The sequence below is a fragment of the Pseudomonas sp. H3_E04 genome (assembly GCF_054668915.1).
The window spans coordinates 1,676,819-1,700,193 of record NZ_CP162797.1; the positions used below are offsets into that span (position 1 = coordinate 1,676,819).

Annotated in this window: 21 protein-coding genes and 1 pseudogene; 15 read left to right on the forward strand and 7 right to left on the reverse strand. The window is 59.2% G+C overall.

The genetic code is table 11. The features are described from left to right. Positions 1-16: 16 nt before the first annotated feature. The 3 genes from AB4N53_RS07455 to AB4N53_RS07465 all read left to right on the forward strand — a co-directional run bounded on the left by AB4N53_RS07455 (position 17) and on the right by AB4N53_RS07465 (position 2,040). Positions 17-991 carry a tetratricopeptide repeat protein gene (locus tag AB4N53_RS07455; RefSeq protein ID WP_460119456.1) on the forward strand — a complete coding sequence of 325 codons (975 nt, stop codon included), beginning with the start codon at positions 17-19 and terminating at the stop codon, positions 989-991. Positions 992-1,281: 290 nt separating this feature from the next. Continuing rightward, a complete protein-coding gene (locus tag AB4N53_RS07460; RefSeq protein WP_460119458.1) occupies positions 1,282-1,551 on the forward strand; it encodes a DUF2790 domain-containing protein in 270 nt (89 codons plus the stop codon). 90 nt (positions 1,552-1,641) lie between these two features. After that, entirely contained in the window at positions 1,642-2,040 is a 399-nt protein-coding gene (locus AB4N53_RS07465) for a hypothetical protein (RefSeq protein ID WP_460119460.1), read from the forward strand. Here the strand turns inward: AB4N53_RS07465 and AB4N53_RS07470 are convergent. Beyond that, positions 2,037-2,306 carry a DUF1652 domain-containing protein gene (locus AB4N53_RS07470; RefSeq protein ID WP_460119462.1) on the reverse strand — a complete coding sequence of 90 codons (270 nt, stop codon included), beginning with the start codon at positions 2,304-2,306 and terminating at the stop codon, positions 2,037-2,039. The two genes, AB4N53_RS07465 and AB4N53_RS07470, sit on opposite strands and share 4 nt — an antisense overlap. Before the next feature lie 369 nt (positions 2,307-2,675). Between AB4N53_RS07470 and eco the strand changes: the two genes are divergently transcribed. Both eco and AB4N53_RS07480 read left to right on the forward strand, forming a co-directional pair. Next, positions 2,676-3,161: a serine protease inhibitor ecotin gene (gene eco / locus AB4N53_RS07475; protein WP_460119464.1), complete on the forward strand. Its 486-nt coding sequence runs from the start codon at positions 2,676-2,678 to the stop codon at positions 3,159-3,161. Between the two features lie 14 nt (positions 3,162-3,175). Then, positions 3,176-3,481, forward strand: a complete 306-nt coding sequence (locus AB4N53_RS07480) for an NIPSNAP family protein (protein WP_056789713.1) — start codon at positions 3,176-3,178, stop codon at positions 3,479-3,481. 30 nt (positions 3,482-3,511) lie between these two features. Here the strand turns inward: AB4N53_RS07480 and ilvA are convergent. Then, positions 3,512-4,501 (reverse strand): annotated as a pseudogene (gene ilvA, locus AB4N53_RS07485) (threonine ammonia-lyase, biosynthetic); the annotation flags it as partial. Between the two features lie 286 nt (positions 4,502-4,787). Here ilvA and AB4N53_RS07490 point away from each other — a divergent pair. Both AB4N53_RS07490 and pncA read left to right on the forward strand, forming a co-directional pair. Further along, entirely contained in the window at positions 4,788-4,955 is a 168-nt protein-coding gene (locus AB4N53_RS07490; RefSeq protein WP_460119466.1) for a hypothetical protein, read from the forward strand. Between the two features lie 50 nt (positions 4,956-5,005). Further along, complete coding sequence (pncA, locus tag AB4N53_RS07495) at positions 5,006-5,632, forward strand: bifunctional nicotinamidase/pyrazinamidase (RefSeq protein WP_460119468.1); 627 nt, start codon at positions 5,006-5,008, stop codon at positions 5,630-5,632. 4 nt (positions 5,633-5,636) lie between these two features. Here the strand turns inward: pncA and AB4N53_RS07500 are convergent, their stop codons facing one another. After that, positions 5,637-6,938, reverse strand: coding sequence for an ATP-binding protein (locus AB4N53_RS07500; protein ID WP_460119471.1), 1,302 nt, complete (start codon positions 6,936-6,938; stop codon positions 5,637-5,639). A 4-nt stretch (positions 6,939-6,942) separates the two neighbouring features. Next, positions 6,943-7,644 carry a response regulator gene (locus tag AB4N53_RS07505; RefSeq protein ID WP_016774890.1) on the reverse strand — a complete coding sequence of 234 codons (702 nt, stop codon included), beginning with the start codon at positions 7,642-7,644 and terminating at the stop codon, positions 6,943-6,945. Between the two features lie 253 nt (positions 7,645-7,897). Between AB4N53_RS07505 and AB4N53_RS07510 the strand changes: the two genes are divergently transcribed. The 8 genes from AB4N53_RS07510 (at position 7,898) to AB4N53_RS07545 (ending at position 18,429) form a co-directional block, all read left to right on the forward strand. After that, positions 7,898-9,055 (forward strand): efflux RND transporter periplasmic adaptor subunit, encoded by a 1,158-nt coding sequence (locus tag AB4N53_RS07510; protein WP_460119473.1) that lies wholly within the window; start codon positions 7,898-7,900, stop codon positions 9,053-9,055. Positions 9,056-9,070: 15 nt separating this feature from the next. Further along, positions 9,071-12,169 (forward strand): multidrug efflux RND transporter permease subunit, encoded by a 3,099-nt coding sequence (locus AB4N53_RS07515; protein ID WP_460119475.1) that lies wholly within the window; start codon positions 9,071-9,073, stop codon positions 12,167-12,169. 162 nt (positions 12,170-12,331) lie between these two features. After that, positions 12,332-12,973: a DUF1345 domain-containing protein gene (locus AB4N53_RS07520; RefSeq protein ID WP_460119477.1), complete on the forward strand. Its 642-nt coding sequence runs from the start codon at positions 12,332-12,334 to the stop codon at positions 12,971-12,973. Positions 12,974-13,107: 134 nt separating this feature from the next. After that, positions 13,108-14,136, forward strand: coding sequence for a LacI family DNA-binding transcriptional regulator (locus AB4N53_RS07525; RefSeq protein WP_460119479.1), 1,029 nt, complete (start codon positions 13,108-13,110; stop codon positions 14,134-14,136). Positions 14,137-14,287: 151 nt separating this feature from the next. After that, the gene (locus AB4N53_RS07530) at positions 14,288-15,070 is read left to right on the forward strand and encodes a sugar phosphate isomerase/epimerase family protein (protein WP_460119481.1); all 783 of its coding nucleotides are present in this window, start codon (positions 14,288-14,290) and stop codon (positions 15,068-15,070) included. Further along, positions 15,063-16,082, forward strand: coding sequence for a sugar kinase (locus AB4N53_RS07535; RefSeq protein ID WP_460119483.1), 1,020 nt, complete (start codon positions 15,063-15,065; stop codon positions 16,080-16,082). Before AB4N53_RS07530 ends, AB4N53_RS07535 begins: the two co-directional genes overlap by 8 nt. A 57-nt stretch (positions 16,083-16,139) precedes the next feature. Continuing rightward, on the forward strand, positions 16,140-17,438 hold the full coding sequence (locus AB4N53_RS07540) for an MFS transporter (RefSeq protein WP_460119485.1): 1,299 nt from the start codon (positions 16,140-16,142) through the stop codon (positions 17,436-17,438). A 13-nt stretch (positions 17,439-17,451) separates the two neighbouring features. After that, complete coding sequence (locus AB4N53_RS07545) at positions 17,452-18,429, forward strand: 2-hydroxyacid dehydrogenase (protein ID WP_460119487.1); 978 nt, start codon at positions 17,452-17,454, stop codon at positions 18,427-18,429. Positions 18,430-19,067: 638 nt separating this feature from the next. Here the strand turns inward: AB4N53_RS07545 and AB4N53_RS07550 are convergent. From AB4N53_RS07550 to AB4N53_RS07560, 3 genes are all read right to left on the reverse strand, one after another. Then, positions 19,068-20,255: a pyridoxal phosphate-dependent aminotransferase gene (locus AB4N53_RS07550; RefSeq protein ID WP_460119489.1), complete on the reverse strand. Its 1,188-nt coding sequence runs from the start codon at positions 20,253-20,255 to the stop codon at positions 19,068-19,070. Positions 20,256-20,296: 41 nt separating this feature from the next. After that, positions 20,297-21,922: a methyl-accepting chemotaxis protein gene (locus tag AB4N53_RS07555; RefSeq protein WP_460119491.1), complete on the reverse strand. Its 1,626-nt coding sequence runs from the start codon at positions 21,920-21,922 to the stop codon at positions 20,297-20,299. A gap of 304 nt (positions 21,923-22,226) precedes the next feature. Beyond that, on the reverse strand, positions 22,227-23,366 hold the full coding sequence (locus tag AB4N53_RS07560) for a glycerate kinase (protein ID WP_460119493.1): 1,140 nt from the start codon (positions 23,364-23,366) through the stop codon (positions 22,227-22,229). Positions 23,367-23,375: the final 9 nt, after the last annotated feature.

The following is a 23,375-nucleotide window of genomic DNA, read 5'->3' on the forward strand; positions in this document are numbered from 1 at the left end:
TTAAAGAGACAAACATATGTGGCTGCGCTCACTATTCTCAGTAATTATATTCCTCACTTATGCTAGCTCCTCTCTGGCAGAGCTCGCTCCACGCCAAGAGCAGGCCAAAAACCATGGCATTGTCCTTTATAATCAATTGAAGACCGAGTCTGCCAAGCCTTTTTTATTGATCGCATCGGAGGCAGGAGATAGTGAAGCTCAATATTTGTTAGCGGAAGTGCTTAGAAAAAAAAATCACTACATGAGCTCCGAAGCTAGGGCTTGGTATGAGGCGTCGGCTAATCAAGGCAACCTATACGCCATGATTCAGCTAGGACGGAGTGAAAAAGACCTATGCGATATCACTCGCGACTGCAAACCACCTCAGAAAGATCCGATCGAGTGGCTGAACGAAGCCAAGAAACAGGCTATAGAGAAAGCAAAAAGCGGTAACGCTGAAGCAATGTACATTATGTATGAAATCACCCTAGACGATCAGTGGCTTGAAAAAGCAGCTATTGCGGGTGACGATCAGGCCCAGTACTGGCTGGCGGTATCTTATAAGCAAGGTGATGGCTTTTTCTTACCTTGGAAACGAACAGAAGAAGTAAAAAAATGGTTCAAACTGTCCGCTGAAGCAGGAAATCCGCGTTCCATGATGGAGTATGCGGCTCTTCTTTTCGAAAGCGGAGATCTTGAAGGTTTTAGACACTGGAATGAGCAAGCAGCGATAGCAGGTTATGCGGAATCGGTGTATGGATATGGCTCATATCTTGCTCATGAGCCCGACACATATGGATTTCCATATGACCCCGTTAAAGGCTATTCACTAGTTTCATCCTTAAGTATTCTGAACGGCGGGGGTGGAATGCAAGAAAACGTTGAATACAAACTCCCTCTCATTGCAGCCAAGTTGACACCCGCACAAATTTCCGAAGCGCACGAGCAAACGAAGAAATGGGCCGCAACACATCCTCCGCTGTCCTTTTTTCCCGAAAAACTGAGTCGTTAATTCGCTTTAATCAATAATGAGTTAGGACGCGTACTACTTGAGAGCCATAATCAGGATCATCGCTCCTGGTTATGGCTGATCGGCAATCGCTTCAATGCAAATATCTTTGGTTAAATGTGCTTACCGCTTGATCCCCGATCTATTCAGCCTAATTAGTCCAATTACCCCCCCTTAATCCTCAAATCAAAGACTCTACAGTACTGTTCCGCTCAGGCATCGCGCTGAAACCGACTGCGGCAGGCTCGTCCGGCTTCATGCCGGGCGCCTATCCGTTACGCTGGAGTCCTCTCATGAACATTCGTCCCTTCCTGCTCACCGCCATCCTCGCCTGCTGCTCATACGCCGCACTGGCCCAAGCCAACGACACCTCCGCCACATCGAATCAAGCACCCTACCAATACGGCATGCCACTACACGTGGCGAAGGTACTCTCGCTAACCGAACCGCCGACCCTCAAGTGCAAAGTCATCACCGCCGACATGAAATACATCGACAACACCGGCAAGCCCGCACAAATCAGTTACAGGAAATTATCTGACGCATGCAGTCAGCAGAACTGACAGACGCTTCTGATTTTCCGGTTGGCCATAGGCGTGGGGTGGTTTCGACGCGTATGCTCGGAGCCTTCCCTACTGCCGCAAGGATTGGCCATGCAGTTGTCGTTCCGCACGTTGTCGAGCTTCACTTCCATCCTGTGTTTTTTGCTGGCGCTGGTCTGGGGATTTTTTCCGGAGGTGTTGCTGGCGATCTGGAGCATTGGCTACTCGGAAGGCACTGGCGTAGTCGCAAGGCGCAGCGCGGTGCTGTTTGCGGCGTTGGGGGTGATGTTTTATTTGCTGCGCAATGCTCCGCCGTCAGTGGCACGCAGTGCGCTGAGTAATGGTTTCATCGTCGGCTGTTTCGGTTTGGCGGCGTTGGGTTTTGGCGAATGGCTCAATGGCCATGCCGGCCCCGGGATCTTGCTCGCGGTGCTGGTCGAGTTCGCGCTGGGCCTTGGTTTCGTGCAGGCCCGGCGCGTGGCGGTCGAACTGGGTGAGACGGTGGGTTAAACGGCTCGAGAACGAGCGCTGGTTTGATGTATCGTGGTCTGTTGCGCGAGATCGGATCGCAGGCCTGCGACCAAGTTGTTGATTTCACGGCAGCTGTTCAGGCGGCTGGCGTCGATTCCACTGACGTAGAGATCGGCTTGGTCGGTTCGATGGTCGCCAAATACTTTGACGGACATCGACAAGTCTGGTGTCAACGTGCACTGGCAGCGTTTCGGCAGGAAGCTGCTTTCAATGATATTGCGTAATTCCAAGGCAGATAAAAACATGGCGAACCCTCTCCTTTCTGTGCGATTGCCAATCAAGTATTCACGCTGACCCTCTGCTGCGCCTTTACGGGTGTGCCCCCGCTGTTTCCCTGGTGCGGCAAGTGGTGGTACTGCGAAATGCCCATTGGAGTGTAGGCGCCCAAATCCTGTGCGCCTCACCAAAAGAACGCACAAAACGTGCCTTTGATCGGTTCGTTTTGCTCCCTTCAAAATCAAGCACTTGGAAATGTGGCCAGTATCCTGCTATTTGCAAAATGCATGAATCGACCACCCGCCCCCTGCAATCTGCAATCTCCGGGCAAATTTGCTTTCGCAGACTATGACGGCAAGAATGTCTCCCATTGCAATTCAACCCGCACGGAGGCCTCCATGAATTCCTTAAGCGTTTGCGCTATCACCGGCCTGTTGATCGCCAACCTTTCCACCCTCGCCCACGCCGCCAAGCTCGAAGACATCGCGCCGTATCCCAAAGCCGAAGCCGGGTTTACCCGACAAGTCATCCATCTGCCCAAGCAAGAGCAGGAAGAGAATTTCCAGGTTGAAATTCTCGCCGGCAGAACCCTCGAAGTGGATTGCAATCGCCAGCGTCTGGGCGGTGTGCTCGATGAAAAGAATTTGCAAGGCTGGGGCTATCCGTTCTATCGCATGGAAAAGGTCATCGGCCCGATGAGCACGATGATGGCCTGCCCGCCTGGCAGCCAGAAAAAGCGCGCTTTCGTTCCGGTCGTCGGTGATGGCTTCATGTTGCGTTACAACAGCAAGTTGCCAGTCGTGGTGTACGCGCCTTCGGACGTAGAGGTGCGTTATCGCATCTGGTCGGCGTCGGACAAAGTCGGCACCGCCCTGCAGGAATAACCGGAGCCCAGCCCTTGATTACTTGCCACGTCAGATATGTGATCGATCCCTATCAGTTGCCCGCTTTCGAAGCTTATGCCAAAGCGTGGCTCGACATCGTTGAGCGCTTGGGCGGTACGCATCACGGCTACTTTCTCCCCTCGGAAGGCGCCAGCAACATTGCTTATTGTCTGTTCAGTTTTCCATCACTGGCCGATTACGAAAGCTATCGACATATTGCAATGACCGACCCCGAAAGCACCGCACTGGTGGCCGATCTGGTCGAGAAGAAGTTCATCGTCAGTTACGAGCGCACGTTTCTGCGCCCGTTGCTGCCCTGATCGCCATTACGCGGGCACGCCGCAAGCAGCGGCGCGTTCGGCGACATGGCGCAGGCTGTCGAAGTTGATGTTGGCCCCGGAGTCGATGGCGACGAATGTCTGATCGCGAACCCCATTGCGCGCCACGTACTGCTTGATCCCCGCCACGGCCAGTGCCCCCGACGGTTCTGTGATCGAACGGGTATCGTCGTAGATAGTCTTGATCGCGGCGCAGAGTTCGTCATTGCTGACCGTTATCACCTCATCTACGCAGAAGCGGCACACCTCGAAGCCATACGCGCCGATCTGCGCAACCGCTACGCCATCGGCAAAGGTACCAACGCTCGGCAGAACCACCCGCTCGTCCGCACTCAAAGCCGCTTGCAGGCATGCCGAATGTTCGGATTCGACGCCGATGATCCGCACTTCCGGACGCAGGTATTTGACGTAGGCCGCGATACCTGCGATCAAACCTCCGCCGCCGACCGGGATGAAGATCGCGTCCAGCGCGCCTTGATGCTGGCGCAGGATTTCCATCGCCACAGTGCCTTGTCCGGCGATCACGTCAGGATCATCGAACGGTGAAACAAACGTGCATCCGGTCTGTTCGGCCAAATGCAACGCATGGGCCAGAGCAAACGGGAAGCTTTCGCCATGCAGCAGTGCTTCGGCACCGCGACTGCGCACGCCGAGCACTTTGAGCTCAGGGGTGGTAGACGGCATGACGATCGTCGCGGCAATGCCCAATTCCCGTGCCGCCAGCGCTACACCCTGCGCGTGATTACCCGCCGATGCCGTGATCACTCCCCGCGCTCTCTGCTCATCGCTCAGTTGCACGAGTTTGTTGTAAGCACCACGGATCTTGAAAGAGAACGTCGGTTGCAGATCTTCGCGCTTGAGCAGGACCCGATTGCCTAAGGCTTCCGACAGCGCCGGAGCAGGCTGCAACGGCGTACGCACCGCAATGTCGTAAACCGGCGCGGCCAGAATCTTTTTCACGTAACGCTCAAGCAGTGCTTGCTGGTCGGGGCTGTGCGGCATGGTCGTCTCCTGACATTTTTCAGAACCCCGGAGACAGAAAGTAAAAACCCGCCTCTAGGGCGGGTTGGGTGCTGCAGTCGTGAGCTAGCCCGCCAAATGAGGAATGGCGGTAATAATGCTTGGCTGGCAGCGCGATACGGTGAAAGTCATGGACTGGAAATTAGCCTGCCGGCGGATGACAAGTCAATGGCCCGCTGCAGAACTTTGAATCTTCCGCAGAACTGAACAGTCACTGCAAAGGAGAACAACAACTTCTGCTCCGAGCCGATGAAAGTGGAGATTGACCATGAATATTCGACAAATACTGTTCGCCGTCCCGCTGCTGGTCGCCGCCCTGTCCAGCCCTGCTGTTTTCGCCGTCGATGAAAGCGATGCCGTGAAAAAGCCCGAATGCCCGAAAGGCCAGGTCTGGGACAGTAAAACCCAGCAGTGCGTGCTGCAGACCAGCGGCTGACAGGAGCCCTGCTAAACTGGCCGAGGTTTTATTCCCAGGAAGATTTACCCGTGCCCATTTCGTCCCGCGCTGCATTACTCGTCATCGACGTTCAAAACGACTTCATTCCCGGCGGGAAATTACCGGTGCCAGAAGGTGACCGGATTGTGCCGCTGATCAACCGGCTCGCGCGCCAGTTCAGGCAAGTCGTCATAGCTCAGGACTGGCACCCGAGCGGGCATATCTCGTTTGCGTCCAGCCATCCCGGGCGCCAGCCCTACGACGTCATTGAATTACCGTACGGCGCACAAACCCTGTGGCCCGATCATTGTGTGCAAGCCAGCGAAGGCGCTGAATTTCATCCGGAACTGGATTTGCCGCACGCGCAATTGGTCATCCGCAAGGGCTGCAATCCCGACATCGACAGCTACTCGGCTTTTCTCGAAGCAGACCGAAGCACCACCACAGGTCTTGCGGGTTATCTAAAAGAGCGCGGTGTCGACACCGTTTACGTGGTCGGCCTGGCGCTGGATTTCTGTGTGATGTTTTCCGCGCTGGACGCGCGTGCGGCGGGATTGAATGTCTTTGTGGTGCTGGATGCCTGTCGGGCGATTGATCTGGAAGGTTCGCTGGCAGCCGCCATAACGCGGATGCAAGAGGCTGGCGTCGGCCTGATTCAATCATCAGATGTCCGTTAAAGATTCAGGCCATTGCCGGCAACCACAGCCTGAATCGCGCCCCGCCCAGCGGCGAACTCTCAACGGTTAGTGTGCCGCCCTGCGCTTCCAGCGCACGGCGGCTTATCGCCAAACCGAGGCCGAATCCACCCGTCGCGCGATCACGGCTGCGATCGAGCCGATAGAACGGTTCAAAAATCCGCTCACGCTCGTCGTCAGGAATGCCGATGCCATCGTCGTCGACCCAGATTTCACATCCACCGGCAATAACCCGCACGCCAATCTGAATGCGTTTTTCGCAATAGCGCATGGCATTGCGCAACAGGTTTTGAATGGCCCGGGCGGTCAGGCGTGGATCCAGCGCGAAGCGTTCGAGCTGACCGTGCAGCAGAACGTCAATCACTATCTCCGGCGATTCCAGCTCCTCGTCGACACTACCGAGAATGCTGTCGATGAACTCATCCAGCGACACCTCGATGCGCTCGGGCGATTGCGCCGGATTCTGCAAGCGGCTGTAGGAAAGCAACTCCAGCACCAATTCATCCAGCTCACGAATATGCGCGACCAAACTCTGCAGGCGCTCGCGGCTGGCGGCCGGCAAGTCTTCGGACAACGCCAGCGCCAAGCCGAAATCCAGACGTGTCAGCGGCGTACGCAGTTCGTGGGAAACAGCGTTAAGCAGATCACGTTGCTGGTTGAGCAGGTTTTCGATATCGCCGGCCATGGTGTCGAACACGTTGGCGAGACTGCCAATGTTCGAGCTCGGCGCGATTTTGGTCCGCTCGCTCAAGTGGCCCTTGCCGAAGCGTTCGGCGGTGCTTTTCAGGCGCTCCAGATCGCGCCAGTGTGGGCGCAACCAGAGCAGCAGGCAGCCGAGCAACATGGCGCCGATCAGCACGTTGATGCTCCAATACAACAGATCAACGTCGACCGGATCCGGCGGCACGACCATACGCACGGCCATGTCCGCATTCAGCGGCGTTACCGCCAGGGTGCGCCAGCCCCAATCGCCGATGCGCACGACGTTTTCACCACGGTGCAGACGTTCCTGCTCGATGGGCGTGAACACCGGGTCGTCGATTGGCGTCAGGACGATGTGCAGCGGCTGGAATTCCTTGTCCATCGAGGCCGCAATCGCCGGCCACTGCTCTTGCGGCGCGGCATGAAACTGCTTGGTGATCAGCGATTGCAGACCTCTGGAGAACTCCAGATTGTAAGTGACGAAGCGATCCCGAAAGACCATCACGACCAGATCCGGCACGAGATAGATCGCCGCGCTATAGGAGACGATGGTCACCAGGTACAGGCGAAACAGGATGCGAAACATCAGCTCAGCATTCCCACTCGGAGCGGCTGAAGAGATAGCCCTTGCCCCACACGGTCTTGATCTTGCGCGCCTCGCCGGCGTGATCATCGAATTTGCGCCGCAGCTTGGAAATCGCCACGTCCACCGAGCGATCGGTACCGTTGAATTCGATACCGCGCAGCCGCTGCAGAATCTGATCGCGACTCAGCACTTCGCCGGCATGTCGGGCCAGCACCACCAGCAAATTGTATTCGCCGCTGGACAGTTCAACCGCTTGATCACGCCAGGTCACGGTGCGCTCGGACAGATCAATGCACAGATTGCCCATGACGATCCGGTCATTGACCGCCAGCGGCTCGCCGAGGCTGCTGCGCCGCAACAGCGTGCGCACCCGCGCCAGCAGCACCCGGGGCTCGCAGGGTTTGGTGACGTAATCGTCAGCGCCCATTTCCAGGCCCAGCACTTGATCATGGCTGTCATCGCGAGCGGTCAGCATCAGGATCGGCAGTGTCGCCGAATCGGCACGCAGCAAGCGACACACCTGCAAGCCGTCTAGGCCCGGCAGCATGAGGTCGAGGATCACCAGATCCGGCGGACTGATCCGCGCCCGTTCGCGCACATGGTCGCCACGGCCGATGACGCTGACGGAATAACCGTTGCGCTCCAGGTAGCTTGAAATCAGTTCGGCGAGGGCGGTGTCGTCTTCGACCAGGAGGATGTTGGGCATGGGGTGTTCCAGAAAATGCTGGGGCGACAGTCAGGGCTCATTCGCTCGCACATTGAAATGCGATCTCCTGTGGGAGCGAGCCTGCTCGCGAAAGCGATCGAACTGTCGCAATAAATTTCAAGGCCTGCAGGATATACGCCCTCGCGCACCACCGAGCAAAACCCTTACACAATTTCACACAGCAGCTACAAAGCTTCACCGCTAACCTCCCCGTCTGGCCGTAGGATGCGGCCTTCAATATTGGGGGTTGTACATGTCTGGAAAACTGCTGGCCGGGCTCGGCCTGATCGCATTGGCGCTGACGCTGAGCGCTTGTGATTCATCCTCGAACGCCGAAGAGCAGACGCCGCCGGCCACCGTGCGCGTCGAGACCGTCAAAACCCAGCCATTGTCGATCAGCAGCGAACTGAGCGGGCGCATCGCCGCGCCACGGATTGCCGAAGTGCGTGCGCGAGTGGCGGGCGTGGTGTTGCAGCGCACCTATCGCGAAGGCAGCGACGTTAAAAAGGGTGACGTGCTGTTCCGCATCGACCCTGCACCGTTCAAGGCTGATCTGGACAGTGCTGAAGCCGCGCTGCGCAAAGCCGAGGCCAACGCTTTTCAGGCGAAACTGCAAGAACAACGCTATGCGCAGTTGATCGAGGACCAGGCCATCAGCGGTCAGGACTACGACAACGCTCGCGCCGCTGCCCGGCAGACCGCCGCTGATGTCGCCGCCAGCAAAGCAGCGCTGGAACGGGCGAAACTGAACCTCGGTTATGCCACCGTGACCGCACCAATCTCCGGCCGCATCGGCCGCGCGCTGGTCACCGAAGGTGCGCTGGTGGGGCAGAACGAAACCACGCCACTGGCGCTGATCCAGCAGCTCAACCCGATTCATGCCGACCTCACCCAGTCAACTCGCGAGCTCAATGAACTGCGCCGAGCGTTCCGTTCCGGGCAGTTGCAGGAAGTCGGTCAGGATCAGGCGAAGGCCACGCTGATTCAGGATGACGGTAGCGTGTATCCATTGCCCGGCAAGCTGCTGTTCAGCGATATCACTGTCGATCCTGGTACTGGCCAGATCATCCTGCGCAGCGAATTTCCCAATCCGGATCTCGATCTGCTGCCTGGCAGCTTCATCCGCGTACGTCTTGAGCAAGCGACCATCCAGAACGGCATCACCGTGCCGCAACGCGCCGTACAACGCGACAGCGCCGGCATCGCCCAGGTACTGACCGTCGATGAGCAAATGCGCGTTGCGGAGAAACCAGTGCAACTGGGCGCAGTGCAGAACAATCGCTGGATCGTCACCGGCGGCCTCAAGTCCGGCGACCGCATCGTTATCGAAGGCCTGCAACACGCCCGTCCCGGGGAAAAGGTGCAGATCGACGAAACCCCTCTTCCACTTGCCCAGACCACTGGTCAGTAAGCAGGACGCTTTAATATGCCGCAGTTCTTTATCGACCGTCCGGTGTTCGCCTGGGTGGTCGCCCTGTTCATACTGTTGGCCGGTGCGCTGGCCATTCCGCAGTTGCCGGTCGCGCAATACCCCGACGTCGCACCGCCGCAGATCGAAATCTACGCCGTGTATCCCGGCGCCTCCGCGCAAACCGTCGATGAAAGCGTGGTCAGCCTGATCGAGGAAGAGCTCAACGGCGCCGATCACTTGCTCTATTTCGAATCGCAAAGCAGCCTTGGCAGCGCGACGATCAAAGCCACGTTCCAGCCCGGCACCAACCCGGAACTGGCGCAGGTCGATGTGCAAAACCGCCTCAAGGTGGTCGAGTCGCGCCTGCCGCAAGCGGTCAATCAGCAAGGGTTGCAGGTCGAAAAAGTCTCGTCCGGCTTTCTGTTGCTGATCACCCTGACCTCCAGCGACGGCAAGCTCGATGACGTGGCGCTCAGCGATTACCTGGCGCGCAACGTGATGAACGAGATCAAGCGTCTGGATGGTGTCGGCAAGGCGCAGTTGTACGGCGCCGAACGGGCCATGCGCATCTGGATCGATCCGCAGAAGCTGATCGCGTTCAACCTGACGCCGGCCGATGTCAACGAAGCCATCGTTGCGCAGAACGCTCAGGTTTCAGCGGGTAGCATCGGTGATCTGCCGTCGCCGTCCACGCAGGAAATCACTGCGACGATTCTGGTCAAAGGCCAGTTGTCGACGCCGGAGGAATTCGCCGACATCGTGCTCAAGGCCAATCGCGATGGCTCCACGGTGCGCATCGGTGATGTCGCGCGAGTGGAGATCGGCAGTCAGGAATATCAGTTCGGTACACGCCTCAACGGCAAACCGTCCACCGCCGTTGGCGTGCAGCTTTCTCCAGGCGCCAACGCGCTGAACACCGCGACACTGGTGCGGGCGAAAATGGACGAGCTGGCGCGCTACTTCCCGGCCGGCGTGGAGTACAAGATTCCTTACGACACTTCGCCCTTCGTCAAAGTCTCGATCACTAAAGTGATCTACACCCTTGGCGAAGCGATGCTGCTGGTGTTTGCGGTGATGTTCCTGTTCCTGCAAAACGTGCGCTACACGCTGATCCCGACATTGGTGGTGCCGGTGGCGCTGATGGGCACGTTCGCGACCATGCTGGCGCTGGGCTTCTCGATCAACGTGCTGACCATGTTCGGCATGGTGCTGGCGATCGGCATTCTTGTGGACGACGCCATCGTCGTGGTTGAGAACGTTGAGCGGATCATGGCCAGCGAGGGCTTGTCGCCCAAGGAAGCCACGCGCAAGGCGATGACGCAGATCACCGGAGCGATCATTGGCATTACGCTGGTGCTGGTCGCAGTGTTTATTCCGATGGCATTCATGCAGGGCTCGGTCGGGGTGATCTACCAACAGTTCTCGCTGTCCATGGCCACCTCGATTCTATTCTCGGCGTTCCTCGCCCTGACGTTGACGCCGGCCTTGTGCGCAACATTGCTCAAGCCTGTCGCGAAGGGTCAACATCACGAGAAGTCCGGATTTTTCGGCTGGTTCAATCGCCGATTTGAGCAATTGACCGATCGCTATCAGGGCTGGGTCGGCTATGCGCTCAAGCGTACGGGTCGCTATCTGATGATCTACGTGGTCCTGCTGATTGGACTCGGAATCTGTTTTGCGCGCCTGCCCTCCTCGTTTCTGCCCACGGAAGATCAGGGTTACACCATCACCGATATCCAGCTGCCACCCGGCGCGACCAAGAACCGCACTGTGCAGGTGGCCGAACAGCTCGAGGCGCACAACGCCGGTGAACCGGGAATCAGTGACAGCGTAGTGATCCTGGGTTTCAGTTTCTCCGGTAGCGGGCAGAACGCAGCGCTGGCGTTTTCGACGCTCAAGGACTGGTCGGAACGTGGCAGTGACGATGCCGCCAGCTCGATCGCCGATCGTGCCAACGCTGCACTGAGCCAGATCAAGGACGCCATGGCGTTCTCGGTACTGCCGCCTCCGGTGGACGGCCTCGGCACGTCCAGCGGTTTCGAGTTCCGTTTGCAGGATCGCGGCGGCCTGGGCCATGCGACGTTGATGCAGGCGCGTACGGAACTGCTCGCCGCAGCGGAGAAAAGCCCGATATTGATGAACGTCCGTGAAAGCGCACTGGCCGAAGCGCCACAGGTGCAACTGATCGTCGACCGCAAACAGGCTAACGCCTTGGGCGTTTCGTTCGCCGACATCGGCAACGTGCTGTCCACTGCGGTGGGTTCGAGCTACATCAATGACTTCCCCAATCAGGGCCGCATGCAGCGGGTGGTCGTGCAAGCCGAAGGTGATCAGCGCAGTCAGGTGGATGACTTGCTGAAAATGCATGTGCGCAACAACGCCGGAAACATGGTGCCGCTGTCGGCATTCGTTCAGGCCAACTGGATTCAAGGGCCGGCGCAGTTGACCCGCTACAACGGTTATCCGGCGATTGCGATTTCCGGCGAGCCGTCAGCCGGGCACAGCACTGGTGAGGCCATGGCGGAAGTCGAACGACTGGTTGCGCTGGGGCCGAAAGGTCTGGGCCAGGAGTGGACCGGTTTGTCGTTGCAGGAACGCCTGTCAGGCAATCAGGCGCCGATTCTGCTTGGTTTGTCGCTGTTGGTGGTGTTCCTGTGTCTGGCAGCGCTGTACGAAAGCTGGTCGATCCCGACTTCGGTATTGCTCGTTGTCCCGCTTGGTGTGCTCGGCGCCGTACTCGCCGTGACACTGCGCGGCATGCCCAACGACGTGTTCTTCAAGGTCGGACTGATCACCATCATTGGTCTGTCGGCGAAGAACGCGATCCTGATCATCGAGTTCGCCAAGAGCTTGTATGACGAAGGTCACGATCTGATCGATGCTACGTTGCAGGCCGCGCGTTTGCGTCTGCGGCCGATCGTGATGACATCGCTGGCGTTCATTCTCGGTGTGGTGCCGTTGGCCATCGCCACCGGCGCCAGTTCGGCCAGCCAACAGGCGATCGGCACTGGCGTGATCGGTGGGATGATTACGGCAACGCTGGCGGTGATCTTCGTGCCAGTCTTCTTCGTCGTAGTGATGAAACTCGTACAGCGATTCAGCAAACCTCACTGATCCAAATGTAGGAGCTGTCGAGTGCAACGAGGCTGCGATCTTTTGATCTTGAAAAGCTAAAGTCGAAAGATCGTCCGATCACGGCCCGAGCCTTCGGCAGCTCCTACAAAAGCCGGATCGCCTGCGCTATGGTGCACTGACAGTTCACCGACGTGAGTCACCATGCGCTTCCTCGCCCGCACCCACCCTCGCCTTTCCGCTGCCGCCTTGCTCGGCTTCGCCACCGGCCTGTTGGTCCCGGCCGATTCCATCGTCAGCAAAATCCTCATTGGCTGGAACGTCGGTGTCTGGACATACCTGATCCTGATGTTCTGGCTGACCATTCGCGCCAAGGCACCGGACGTGCGACGCATCGCCGAAGTCGAAGACGAGAACGCCGGGCTGGTGCTGTTTGTGGTGTGCATTGCCGCGTTGGCCAGTCTCGCCACCATCACCCTTGAACTCGCCGGCAGCAAAGACCTGGAAACCTCACGCAAACTCATGCACTACGGGTTCACAGCGCTGACAGTGACCGGCTCATGGCTGCTGATAGGTGTGATCTTCTGTGTGCACTACGCCAGATTGTTTTACACCTGGGACGGCAAAGAGCCGGCGCTGCGTTTCGCCGAAGGGCTGACCACTCCCAATTACTGGGACTTCCTGTACTTCTCGTTCACGATTGGCGTTGCAGTTCAAACATCGGACGTAGGCGTAGCGACGCGGGGCATCCGCAAAATCGTACTGGCGCAGTCGCTGATCGGTTTTGTGTTCAACACTGCGATTCTGGGCTTTTCGATCAATATTGCCGCCGGTTTGTTCGGGTAGGCAATCACCCGCCCGTCGGTAACGTAGGGCAACCCCCTGATCATTTACTTGACGACCGAATTGTTTCTGGTGTCTCCTGAAACCGGTTTCAGGCTCTGCCTGGGCCTATAAATCCAATAACAAGGTTTCATACCGTGAACGACTTCTCCGCCGCCCAGCGCAGCCGCGTGACCATGCTTGATGTTGCCGAGCGCGCCGGTGTGTCCAAGGCCAGCGTCTCGCGCTTCATCGGCGATGACCGCGCCCTGCTCTCCGATGCCATTGCCCGGCGCATCGAGCAGGCGATTGATGAACTCGGTTACCGCCCCAACCAAATGGCCCGTGGTCTGAAACGCGGGCGCACTCGGCTGATCGGCATGCTGGTGGCCGATATCCGCAACCCTTATTCGATTGCCGTGATGCACGGGGTGGAAACCGCCTGCCGTGCGCACGGCTACAGCCTGGTGGTGTGCAACACCGACCGCGATGACGAGCAGGAACGCCAGCACCTGGCGCTGTTGCGCTCGTACAACATCGAAGGGCTGATCGTGAACACGCTGGGCCATCACCGGGACGAACTGCATGAGCTGCGCCGCGAGATGCCGCTGGTGCTGGTGGATCGCAAAGTGGACGGGCTGGACAGCGACATGGTCGGACTGAACAACTCGCAAGCCGTAGAGATGGCGCTCGCGCACCTTGAGCAGCGCGGATATCGGGATTTATTGCTGGTGACCGAACCGTTTGACGGCACCAGTTCGCGGATCGAACGGGTCAGCAGTTTTCAAGCGCAGATTGCCCAACGCTCGGCCCTGACCGGGGCGGTGCTGGAAACAGGCGATGATCTGAAGGCGCAACTTCAAACTTTTTTAAACACCCACGTTGACGGTCCGAAAGCACTGTTCTGCGCCAATGGCGTGGCGGCGCTGGCGGCGACTCACGCGTTGCGCGCACTCGGTGTGCGCTTGTTCGAGGATGTCGGGCTGATCGCCCTGGACGATCTGGATTGGTATCCGCTGGTGGGCAGCGGGATTACTGCGCTGGCGCAGCCGACGCAAGAGATAGGCGCACGAGCGTTCGAGTGTTTGCTCAAGCGCTTGCGCGGAGATGATGAAGTGGCACGGATGGTGGATTTTGCGCCGATGCTGGTTGAGCGTGGGTCGACCCGAGAGGTTGGCGGTGTCTGATCTGACGCTTTCGCTGGCAAGCCAGCTCCCACAGGTGAGCGCATTCCAAATGTGGGAGCGAGCCTGCTCGCGAAGACGCCCGGAAGGACACCACAGAACTATCTGATATTTTTTTGAACAAAAATGAAACCGGTTTCAGAGGTCAATAACAATGAATAAACCAGCCGTTTCCATCAGTCTGTCCAGCTACGGTGCCGAGCTTGTGCGCCAGCGTGGGCAGGATTCTTTCATCGATATCCTCGCGGCAGCCGGGGCGAATCGCATCGAGTGGCGCGAAGAATTGCTGACCCGGGAAGACCCGGCGCAACTGGCTCAGGCTACTAGGGCGCAGGGTCTGCAAAGCATTTACTCCTCACCCACCGAATTGTGGCTGGCCGGTCAGGCGCAGCCAAATCCAGAATTGATCACCGCGCTGCAACAGGCCCAGGTTTTTGGCTCGAAATGGTTGAAGGTGTCGCTCGGCTATTTCACCGACAACTCTGATTTGCAGGCACTGGCCGAGCGACTCGAACACAGTCCCGTGCAACTGCTGGTGGAGAACGACCAGACCTCGCACGGCGGACGTATCGAGCCGTTCCAGCGTTTCTTCGCCGCCGTCGAACAGCACAACTTGCCGATCAAGATGACCTTCGACATTGGCAATTGGCATTGGCAGGACCAGTCCGCCGCCAGCGCCGCACGCGCGCTTGGTCGTCATGTCGGTTACGTGCATTGCAAAGCCGTTGCGCGCCGCGCCGACGGCAAACTGATCGCCGTACCCCCCGCCATCAGCGATCTGCATCTGTGGGAACAACTGCTGCGGCACATGGACCAAGGCGTTATGCGCGCCGCCGAGTACCCGCTGCAAGGCGATGATCTGGTGCAACTGACCCGCGAACACGTCGCCGCCCTCGCCCGCCTCGGTCAATCGCGCCTGGAGCCAGCACATGTCTGAAATCGATATTCTTTCTTTCGGTGAAACCATGGCAATGCTCGTCGCCGAGCAGACCGGCGATCTGGCCAAGGTCGAGCAGTTTCACAAACGGATTGCCGGGGCCGACAGCAACGTCGCGATCGGCTTGTCGCGCTTGGGTTTCAACGTCGCGTGGCTGAGCCGGGTCGGTAACGATTCGCTCGGACGCTTCGTGGTCGAGACGCTGATCAAGGAAGGTCTGGATTGCAGCCACGTTGAAGTCGACACAAATCACCCGACCGGTTTCCAGTTCAAATCACGCAATGACGATGGCAGCGACCCGCAGGTCGAGTATTTCCGTCGTGGTTCGGCGGCCAGTCATTTGTCGCCGCAGTCCATCAGCGACAACCTGCTGAATGCCCGTCACTTACACGCCACCGGTATTCCGCCGGCGCTGTCAGGTTCCAGCCGGGAAATGTCCTTCGAGCTGATGACCCGGATGCGCAACGCCGGGCGCAGCGTGTCGTTCGACCCGAATCTGCGCCCGAGCCTGTGGGCCAGCGAGGGCGAGATGATCCGCCAGATCAACCGCCTCGCCGCCCTTGCCCACTGGGTGCTGCCGGGGTTGAGTGAAGGTCGCTTGCTCACCGGTTTCGACGACCCGGCCGACATTGCTGCGTTCTATCTGGATCAGGGCGCCGAGGCCGTGGCGATCAAGCTCGGGCCTGCGGGCGCTTATTACCGCACGCAGTTGGATCAGGGTTTTGTGGCTGGCGTGCCGGTGAGCAACGTGGTCGATACCGTGGGTGCCGGCGATGGCTTTGCCGTCGGGATGATCAGCGCCCTGCTCGAGCATCAGAGTTTTGCCGAGGCTGTGCAGCGGGCGAACTGGATTGGCAGTCGCGCGGTGCAGAGTCGCGGGGATATGGAGGGGTTGCCGACCCGCCAAGAGTTATCGGTTGAATTTGAATCCGCCTTCGCGAGCAGGCTCGCTCCCACATTTGGAATGCAATCCTCTGTGGGAGAGAGCCTGCTCGCGAAGAGGCCCGCCTGATGACCGTAAATCAATGAACCTGCTGCGACAAAAACAACAAGCTCAGGAGTCACACCGATGAAAACCGCTACCCTCGCCACCCGCCGCTGGTGGTACATCATGCCGATCGTATTCATCACTTACAGCCTGGCCTATCTCGACCGCGCCAATTACGGTTTTGCCGCCGCGTCGGGCATGGCCGAGGACCTGATGATCACGCCCGGCCTGTCCTCGCTGCTCGGTGCGCTGTTCTTTCTTGGGTACTTTTTCTTCCAGGTACCGGGCGCGATCTACGCGCAAAAGCACAGCGTCAAGAAGCTGATTTTCGTCAGCCTGATCCTCTGGGGCGGTTTGGCTACGCTGACTGGCGTGGTATCCAACGCCTATTGGCTGATCGTCATTCGCTTCATGCTCGGCGTGGTCGAAGCGGCGGTGATGCCGGCGATGCTGGTGTATCTGTGCCATTGGTTCACCCGCGCCGAACGCTCGCGGGCCAACACCTTTCTGATTCTCGGCAACCCGGTGACCATGCTGTGGATGTCGGTGGTTTCGGGCTATCTGGTACAGCATTTCAGCTGGCGCTGGATGTTCATCATTGAAGGTCTGCCGGCGGTGCTGTGGGCGTTTATCTGGTGGCGTCTGGCCGATGATCGTCCGGCCCAGGCCAAGTGGCTCAATGAGCAGGAAAAGCACGATCTGGAAAGCGCCCTCGCCGCCGAGCAGGTCGGGATCAAAGCGGTGAAGAACTACGCCGAGGCCTTCCGTTCGCCGAAGGTGATCATTCTCGCGCTGCAGTTTTTCTGCTGGAGCATCGGCGTCTACGGTTTCGTGCTGTGGCTGCCGTCGATCCTCAAGGCCGGCGCGCAAATGGACATGATCGAGGCTGGCTGGCTGTCGGCGCTGCCGTATCTGGCGGCGGTGATCGGCATGCTCGCGGTGTCGTGGGGTTCGGACAAATTGCAGAAGCGCAAACGCTTCGTCTGGCCGCCGCTGCTGATCGCCTCCATCGCGTTCTACGGCTCGTATGCCTTGGGCGCCGAACACTTCTGGTGGTCGTACACGCTGCTGGTGATTGCCGGCGCCTGCATGTACGCGCCATACGGGCCGTTCTTCGCCATCGTCCCCGAAATCCTGCCGGCCAACGTTGCCGGTGGCGCCATGGCGCTGATCAACAGCATGGGCGCGCTCGGTTCTTTTGGCGGCTCGTATCTGGTCGGCTATCTGAACAGCTCCACCGGTTCGCCCGGTGCTTCCTATCTGTTGATGAGCGGCGCGCTGCTGCTGTCGGTGGTGCTGACGATTTTCCTCAAGCCCGGCGCCAGTGATCGCGTCGTCGCCAAAGGCGCTGTCACCCCGCGTGTGCCGGCGCATTCCTGAAAGGACTTTTGCCATGAAAAAACAGGTCGTGCTGTACAAGAAACTTTCGCCCGCGCTGATGGCGCGTCTGCAAGAGCAGTTTGACGTGACGCTGATCGAAAGCCTCGCCGCCGATGGCCTCATGCAGTTGCGCGATGCCCTGCCCCGCGCCCACGGCTTGCTCGGCGCCAGCTTGAAACTGGATGCGGCGCTGCTTGATCTGGCGCCGCAGCTGGAGGCGATTGCCAGCGTTTCGGTGGGGGTCGACAACTACGACATCGATTATCTGGACCGGCGCAATATTCTGCTGACCAACACGCCGGACGTGCTCACCGAAACCACTGCCGATACCGGATTCGCCCTGATCCTCGCCACTGCCCGGCGTGTGGTCGAACTGGCGAACATGGTCCGTGGCGGGCAATGGAGCCGTAATATCGGCCCGGCGCATTTCGGCACCGATGTGCATGGCAAGACGCTGGGCATCATCGGCATGGGCCGCATCGGCGAGGCGTTGGCCCAGCGCGGGCATTTCGGTTTCGGCATGCCGGTGATCTACCACAGCCAGTCGCGCAAGCCGGCGGTCGAGGAGCGCTTTGAAGCGCAATATCGCAGCCTCGAAGAGTTGCTTCAGCAAGCCGACTTCATTTGCCTGACCTTGCCTCTGACGGCGCAGACCGAACGCTTTATCGGCGCCGAACAGTTTGCGCTGATGCGCCCGGAGAGCATCTTCATCAATATCTCGCGCGGCAAGGTGGTTGATGAAACGGCGATGATCGAGGCGTTGCGCAACAAGCGTATTCGCGCGGCGGGGCTGGATGTGTTCGAGCGCGAGCCGTTGAACCATGACTCGCCGTTGTTGCAGTTGAGCAATGTGGTGGCGACGCCGCACATGGGCTCGGCGACGCATGAGACGCGTGAAGCAATGGCGCGGTGTGCGGTGGAGAACCTGCTGGCGGCGTTGAATGGGCAGCGGCCGGCGAATCTGGTGAATGCCCCCGCCTTGCAAAGTTGAGATCTCAGGCGCCTGTCAAACCGCCTTCGCGAGCAAGCCCGCTCCCACAGTAGGAATGCATTTCAAATGTGGGCCAAGCCTGCTTCCACAGAAGAATGCATTTCAAATGCGGGGAAAGCCTGTTTCCACAGGAGAAAGCATTTCAAATGTGGGCCAAGCCTGCTTCCACAGCAGAATGCATTTCAAATGTGGGCCAAGCCTGCTTCCACAGCAGAATGCATTTCAAATGTGGGCCAAGCCTGCTTCCACAGGAGAATGCATTTCAAATGTGGGGAAAGCCTGTTTCCACAGGAGAAAGCATTTCAAATGTGGGCCAAGCCTGCTTCCAAAGGAGAATGCATTTCAAATGCGGGCCAAGCCTGCTTCCACAGGAGAATGCATTTCAAATGCGGGCCAAGCCTGCTTCCACAGGAGAATGCATTTCAAAGGTGGGGCAAGCCTGCTTCCACAGGAGAATGCATTTCAAATACGGGGCAAGCCTGCTTCCACAGGAGAATGCATTTCAAATGCGGGGCAAGCCTGCTTCCACAGGAGAATGCATTTCAAATTTGGGGAAAGCCTGCTTCCACAGGAGAATGCATTTCAAATGTGGGAGCGGGCTTGCTCGCGAAGGGGCCAGTGAAGGCAACACAGAAACATCAGGCACTGCGCGCCTGCAACAGCTGCACCGCACACAACGCAATCCTCGCGCAGGCATCCGCCAGTTTGACGCTATCCACCACCAGCCCAATGCGAATGTGCCCCGCCGCGCTCGGCCCGAACGCTTCGCCGGCCAGTACCGACACGCCATAACCTTCCAGCAGGCGCTCGGCGAACGCCTGAGCGCCGAGCCCAGTCTGGCGCACATCAACCATCACGAACATGCCGCCATCCGGGCGAATTGGCTGCAAACCGACGCAACCCTGCAACCGCTCGCACACCAGATCCCGTCGCAATCGGTATTCCTCGCGCATCTGCGTGACCTCCGGCAAATCACTTTGCAGCGCCACTTGCGCGGCCTTTTGGACGAAATCCGGCAGACCGAAGAGCATGCTCAGCGACAGATTCACCAAATGCTCGGCCAAAGGTTTCGGGCCGATCATCCAGCCGATGCGCCAGCCGGTCATCGCATGGGATTTCGACAGACTGTTGATCGTCGCGGTGCGCTCAGCCATGCCCGGCAGACTCGCCGGGCTGATGTGCTCGCCTTCATATAAAAGCTCGCTGTACACCTCGTCGCTGATCAGCCACAGGTCATGGCGAATACACAGCGCCGCCAGTTCCTGCCAGATCAGCAAGGACAAACTCGCGCCGCTGGGGTTGTTCGGGCTGTTAAGCAGCATGGCGCGAGTTCGCGGAGTGATGCGCGCGGCGACATCGGCCGGGTCGACACGAAAACCGTTTTCCGGGCGCACCGGCACCGCGATCACCGTAGCACCACACGCGCCAAACACACCTTCGTAAGTAACATACATCGGCTCGGCGACGATCACTTCGTCACCCGGATCGAGCAGACACTGCGCCACTGAGTACACCGCACATTGCGCACCGGGCAGGACAATCACCTGATCCGGATCGACCCGTTGACCACTGCGCTGGCGATGACGCTCGGCAATCAGCCTGCGCAGCTCCAACCGACCACGCACGTCGGCGTAATGGGTATCGCCGGCCAGCAAGCTGTCGATCGCGCCATGGACGATCGGCAACGGCGTATCGAAATCCGGATCGCCGACGCTTAACAACAAAACATCAACGCCCTCGGCGCGCAGTTCCAGCGCTCGGTCGTGAATCTGCCAGGCAGCGGCACCCTCCCCGGCGATTCGTTGGGTCAAGGCTGAATAGCGCATGTACGTCTCCTGTTAGCGCGGTTTCCAGCCTTCACCGTATCTCAAATCACGAAACGCGCCACCATGGCGTTCAAATCCACTGCCAGGCGCGACAGTTCATGGGTCGCGGCGCTGGTCTGGTTGGCGCCAGCGGCCGATTGCGTGGCGAGGTCGCGAATATTGACCAGGTTGCGATCGACTTCACGGGAGACTTGCGCCTGCTCTTCCGAAGCGCTGGCGATAACCAGGTTGCGTTCGTTGATCTGGTGAATCGATTGAGTGATCTGCTCCAGCGCCACACCGGCCGCGCGGGCCATTTCCAGTGTGGACTGGGTGCGCTGATTGCTTTGCTGCATCGACGAAACCGCTTCACCGGTGCCGTTCTGGATGCCGGCGACCATTTTTTCGATTTCCTGAGTCGACTGTGCGGTGCGATGGGCCAAGGCGCGCACTTCGTCAGCCACCACGGCAAAACCACGACCAGCCTCGCCGGCACGCGCCGCTTCAATCGCAGCGTTGAGTGCCAAGAGGTTGGTCTGCTCGGCGATGGCCCGAATCACGTCCAGCACCTTGCCGATGTCACGACCTTGCGCGGCGAGGCCTTCGATCATCTGCGCGGTGTTCTGCACGTCGTGAGTCATGGTCTGGATCGCGTCGACGGTTTTCACCACTTGATCGCGACCTTCGCGGGCGGCGTGGGTCGACTGATTGGAGGCCTCGGAAGTCGAAACGGCGTTGCGCGCCACTTCTTCCACCGCAGCGGTCATTTCGTTGACGGCAGTGGCGGCCTGTTCGATTTCGTTGTTCTGCTGTTGCAGGCCACGCGACGCTTCTTCGGTGACAGCGCTGAGTTCTTCGGCAGCGGCGCCCAGTTGCGTGGCGGAACCGGCGATCTGCTCGATGGTTTTGCGCAGGTTGGTCTGCATCGCCGCCAAAGCTTCGAGCAGGCGCGCCGGCTCGTCCTTGCCGTCAACTTCAATGGCTTTACTGAGGTCACCGCCGGCAATTGTCTGCGCGGCAAGCACGGCGCGGTTGAGTGGTGTGACGATGCTGCGGGTCAGCAACCAGGCGAGCAACACGGTGGCCAGCGCTGCAATCACGGCGACGATGATGATCCCGGTGATGGCGCTGTCATAGTTTTCACCGGCCTTAGTAGCCGCCGCTCTGGCCCCGGCCGTATTCATGCCGATCAGCTTGTTGAGCTGCTCGCCCATCTGATCGGTGCCTTCCTTGATGCGCGTGTTGATCAACGCACGCATCGCTTCCAGATCGCCCTTGCGCGATAGCTCAATCATCTGATTCTGCGCTTGCAGGTAATTATCGAGCGTCGTCGAAAACGTCTGGAAGACTGCACGCTCTTCAGGGCCTGCCGGCAGCGCAGCGTAGCTGGCCTGGGCTTTGCGCACCTTGTCGACCAGCACCGCGATGCGGGTTTCTGCCTCTTGGAGGCTGGCCGGCTCGCGATTGACCAGCACACGGAACGAGAGAATGCGCATGCGCAGGACGTTTTCCGTGACCACACTGAGGTGGGTCACGCTCGGCAACTGGTTGGTGTCCATGTCTACCGACGCCTGACGAATGACCGTCATGCGGCTGACGGCAAACACGCCAAGGACAATCACCAGCAAGGCGATGAAGGCAAAACCGAGGAAAGCACGGGGCGCGATATTCAGGTTACGCAGGGACATGGTCGGACTCTCGAAAGAAAGAAACTACGAGCGTCCATGCCGTGAGCACTGGCCCATAGCGGGCGACAGTCCGGCGGCACTGAGTTGTGGTTTTGTGTGCGCCTGACCGTTGTATCGGCCAGGCTTGAGGAAGGTTTCGGGTCTGCGGTAAATATTTTTCGGGACGTTACAACAATCTACCCAGCTCCGCTGGCTTTGGTAGGAGCTGTCGAGTGCAACGAGGCTGCGATCTTTTGACTTTTAAAAGCAGGATCAAAAGATCGCAGCCTCGTTGCACTCGACAGCTCCTGCATAGGCAAGCCGATCAGCGTTTGGCGGCGAGTTGCCAGGCCCGGGCAATATCGGTGGCACGTTCACGCAGAAGCCGAGGCGCTTGCGCGCAGGCCTGTTCGAGGCTCATCGGCCCGCTGGTCAGGGCGAATGCGGCGTCGATACCGTATTGATAGAGTTCCTGATAGCCCTCGCCCAGGGTGCCCGCAATCACAATCACCGGCACGGCATGCTGTTTGGCAATCCGCGCGACACCGAACGGTGTTTTGCCGCGCAAGGTTTGCGCATCGAAACGGCCTTCGCCGGTAATTACCAGATCCGCGCCTTCGACCGCCTCAGCGAGCCCGACCAGTTCCGCCACTACCTCGACGCCCGCCTGAAACCGTGCGCCGAGAAACGCCTTTGCCGCGAATCCGAGTCCACCCGCCGCGCCGCTGCCCGGCTCATCGCGCACGTCCTTGCCCAACGCCTGCGCGCAGAGTTCGGCGAAGTGCCCCAAGGCCTGATCGAGTTGCTCGACCTGCGCAGGCGACGCGCCCTTCTGCGGGCCGAAAATGGCCGAGGCACCATGGGGACCGCAGAGCGGATTATTGACGTCGGCGGCGATGTCGAAACGCACATCGGCCAGACGTGGATCAAGTTCACTCAAATCCAATCGCGCCAAATTCGCCAAGGCTAGCCCACCGGGCACCAACGATTGGTTGTGCGCATCCAGCAACTTCACGCCCAACGCCTGCATCGCCCCGGCACCGCCGTCATTGGTCGCGCTGCCGCCAATCGCCAGAATCACCCGTTGCGCGCCGGCGTCCAGCGCTGCACGAATCAACTCACCGGTACCAAAGGTGCTGCTGATGCACGCATCGCGCTGCCCCGGTGGGACCAATTGCAGGCCGCTGGCCTCGGCCATTTCGATGATCGCGGTGTGGTTGTGCGGCAGCCAGCCCCAGGCAGCATCGACCGGCGCGCCCAACGGACCGCGCACGCGGGTGCGGCGCAGTTCACCTTCGCAGGCCGCGAGAATCGACTCGACCGTGCCTTCGCCGCCATCGGCCATCGGGCATTTGATCAGCGTCGCCTGCGGCCAGACCTGGGCAAGTCCGAGGGCGATGGCTTCGGCAACGCCTTGGGCACTCAGGCTGTCCTTGAACGAATCAGGGGCGATGACGATCTTCATGGGAATTCT

Excerpts from the sequence above, each read along its gene's own strand:
- AB4N53_RS07455 (WP_460119456.1), top strand. The coding sequence starts at position 17 with ATGTGGCTGCGCTCACTATTCTCAGTAATTATATTCCTCACTTATGCT.
- AB4N53_RS07460 (WP_460119458.1), top strand. The coding sequence starts at position 1,282 with ATGAACATTCGTCCCTTCCTGCTCACCGCCATCCTCGCCTGCTGCTCA.
- AB4N53_RS07465 (WP_460119460.1), top strand. The coding sequence starts at position 1,642 with ATGCAGTTGTCGTTCCGCACGTTGTCGAGCTTCACTTCCATCCTGTGT.
- AB4N53_RS07470 (WP_460119462.1), bottom strand. The coding sequence starts at position 2,306 with ATGTTTTTATCTGCCTTGGAATTACGCAATATCATTGAAAGCAGCTTC.
- eco (WP_460119464.1), top strand. The coding sequence starts at position 2,676 with ATGAATTCCTTAAGCGTTTGCGCTATCACCGGCCTGTTGATCGCCAAC.
- AB4N53_RS07490 (WP_460119466.1), top strand. The coding sequence starts at position 4,788 with ATGAATATTCGACAAATACTGTTCGCCGTCCCGCTGCTGGTCGCCGCC.
- AB4N53_RS07500 (WP_460119471.1), bottom strand. The coding sequence starts at position 6,938 with ATGTTTCGCATCCTGTTTCGCCTGTACCTGGTGACCATCGTCTCCTAT.
- AB4N53_RS07505 (WP_016774890.1), bottom strand. The coding sequence starts at position 7,644 with ATGCCCAACATCCTCCTGGTCGAAGACGACACCGCCCTCGCCGAACTG.
- AB4N53_RS07510 (WP_460119473.1), top strand. The coding sequence starts at position 7,898 with ATGTCTGGAAAACTGCTGGCCGGGCTCGGCCTGATCGCATTGGCGCTG.
- AB4N53_RS07515 (WP_460119475.1), top strand. The coding sequence starts at position 9,071 with ATGCCGCAGTTCTTTATCGACCGTCCGGTGTTCGCCTGGGTGGTCGCC.
- AB4N53_RS07520 (WP_460119477.1), top strand. The coding sequence starts at position 12,332 with ATGCGCTTCCTCGCCCGCACCCACCCTCGCCTTTCCGCTGCCGCCTTG.
- AB4N53_RS07530 (WP_460119481.1), top strand. The coding sequence starts at position 14,288 with ATGAATAAACCAGCCGTTTCCATCAGTCTGTCCAGCTACGGTGCCGAG.
- AB4N53_RS07535 (WP_460119483.1), top strand. The coding sequence starts at position 15,063 with ATGTCTGAAATCGATATTCTTTCTTTCGGTGAAACCATGGCAATGCTC.
- AB4N53_RS07540 (WP_460119485.1), top strand. The coding sequence starts at position 16,140 with ATGAAAACCGCTACCCTCGCCACCCGCCGCTGGTGGTACATCATGCCG.
- AB4N53_RS07545 (WP_460119487.1), top strand. The coding sequence starts at position 17,452 with ATGAAAAAACAGGTCGTGCTGTACAAGAAACTTTCGCCCGCGCTGATG.
- AB4N53_RS07550 (WP_460119489.1), bottom strand. The coding sequence starts at position 20,255 with ATGCGCTATTCAGCCTTGACCCAACGAATCGCCGGGGAGGGTGCCGCT.
- AB4N53_RS07555 (WP_460119491.1), bottom strand. The coding sequence starts at position 21,922 with ATGTCCCTGCGTAACCTGAATATCGCGCCCCGTGCTTTCCTCGGTTTT.
- AB4N53_RS07560 (WP_460119493.1), bottom strand. The coding sequence starts at position 23,366 with ATGAAGATCGTCATCGCCCCTGATTCGTTCAAGGACAGCCTGAGTGCC.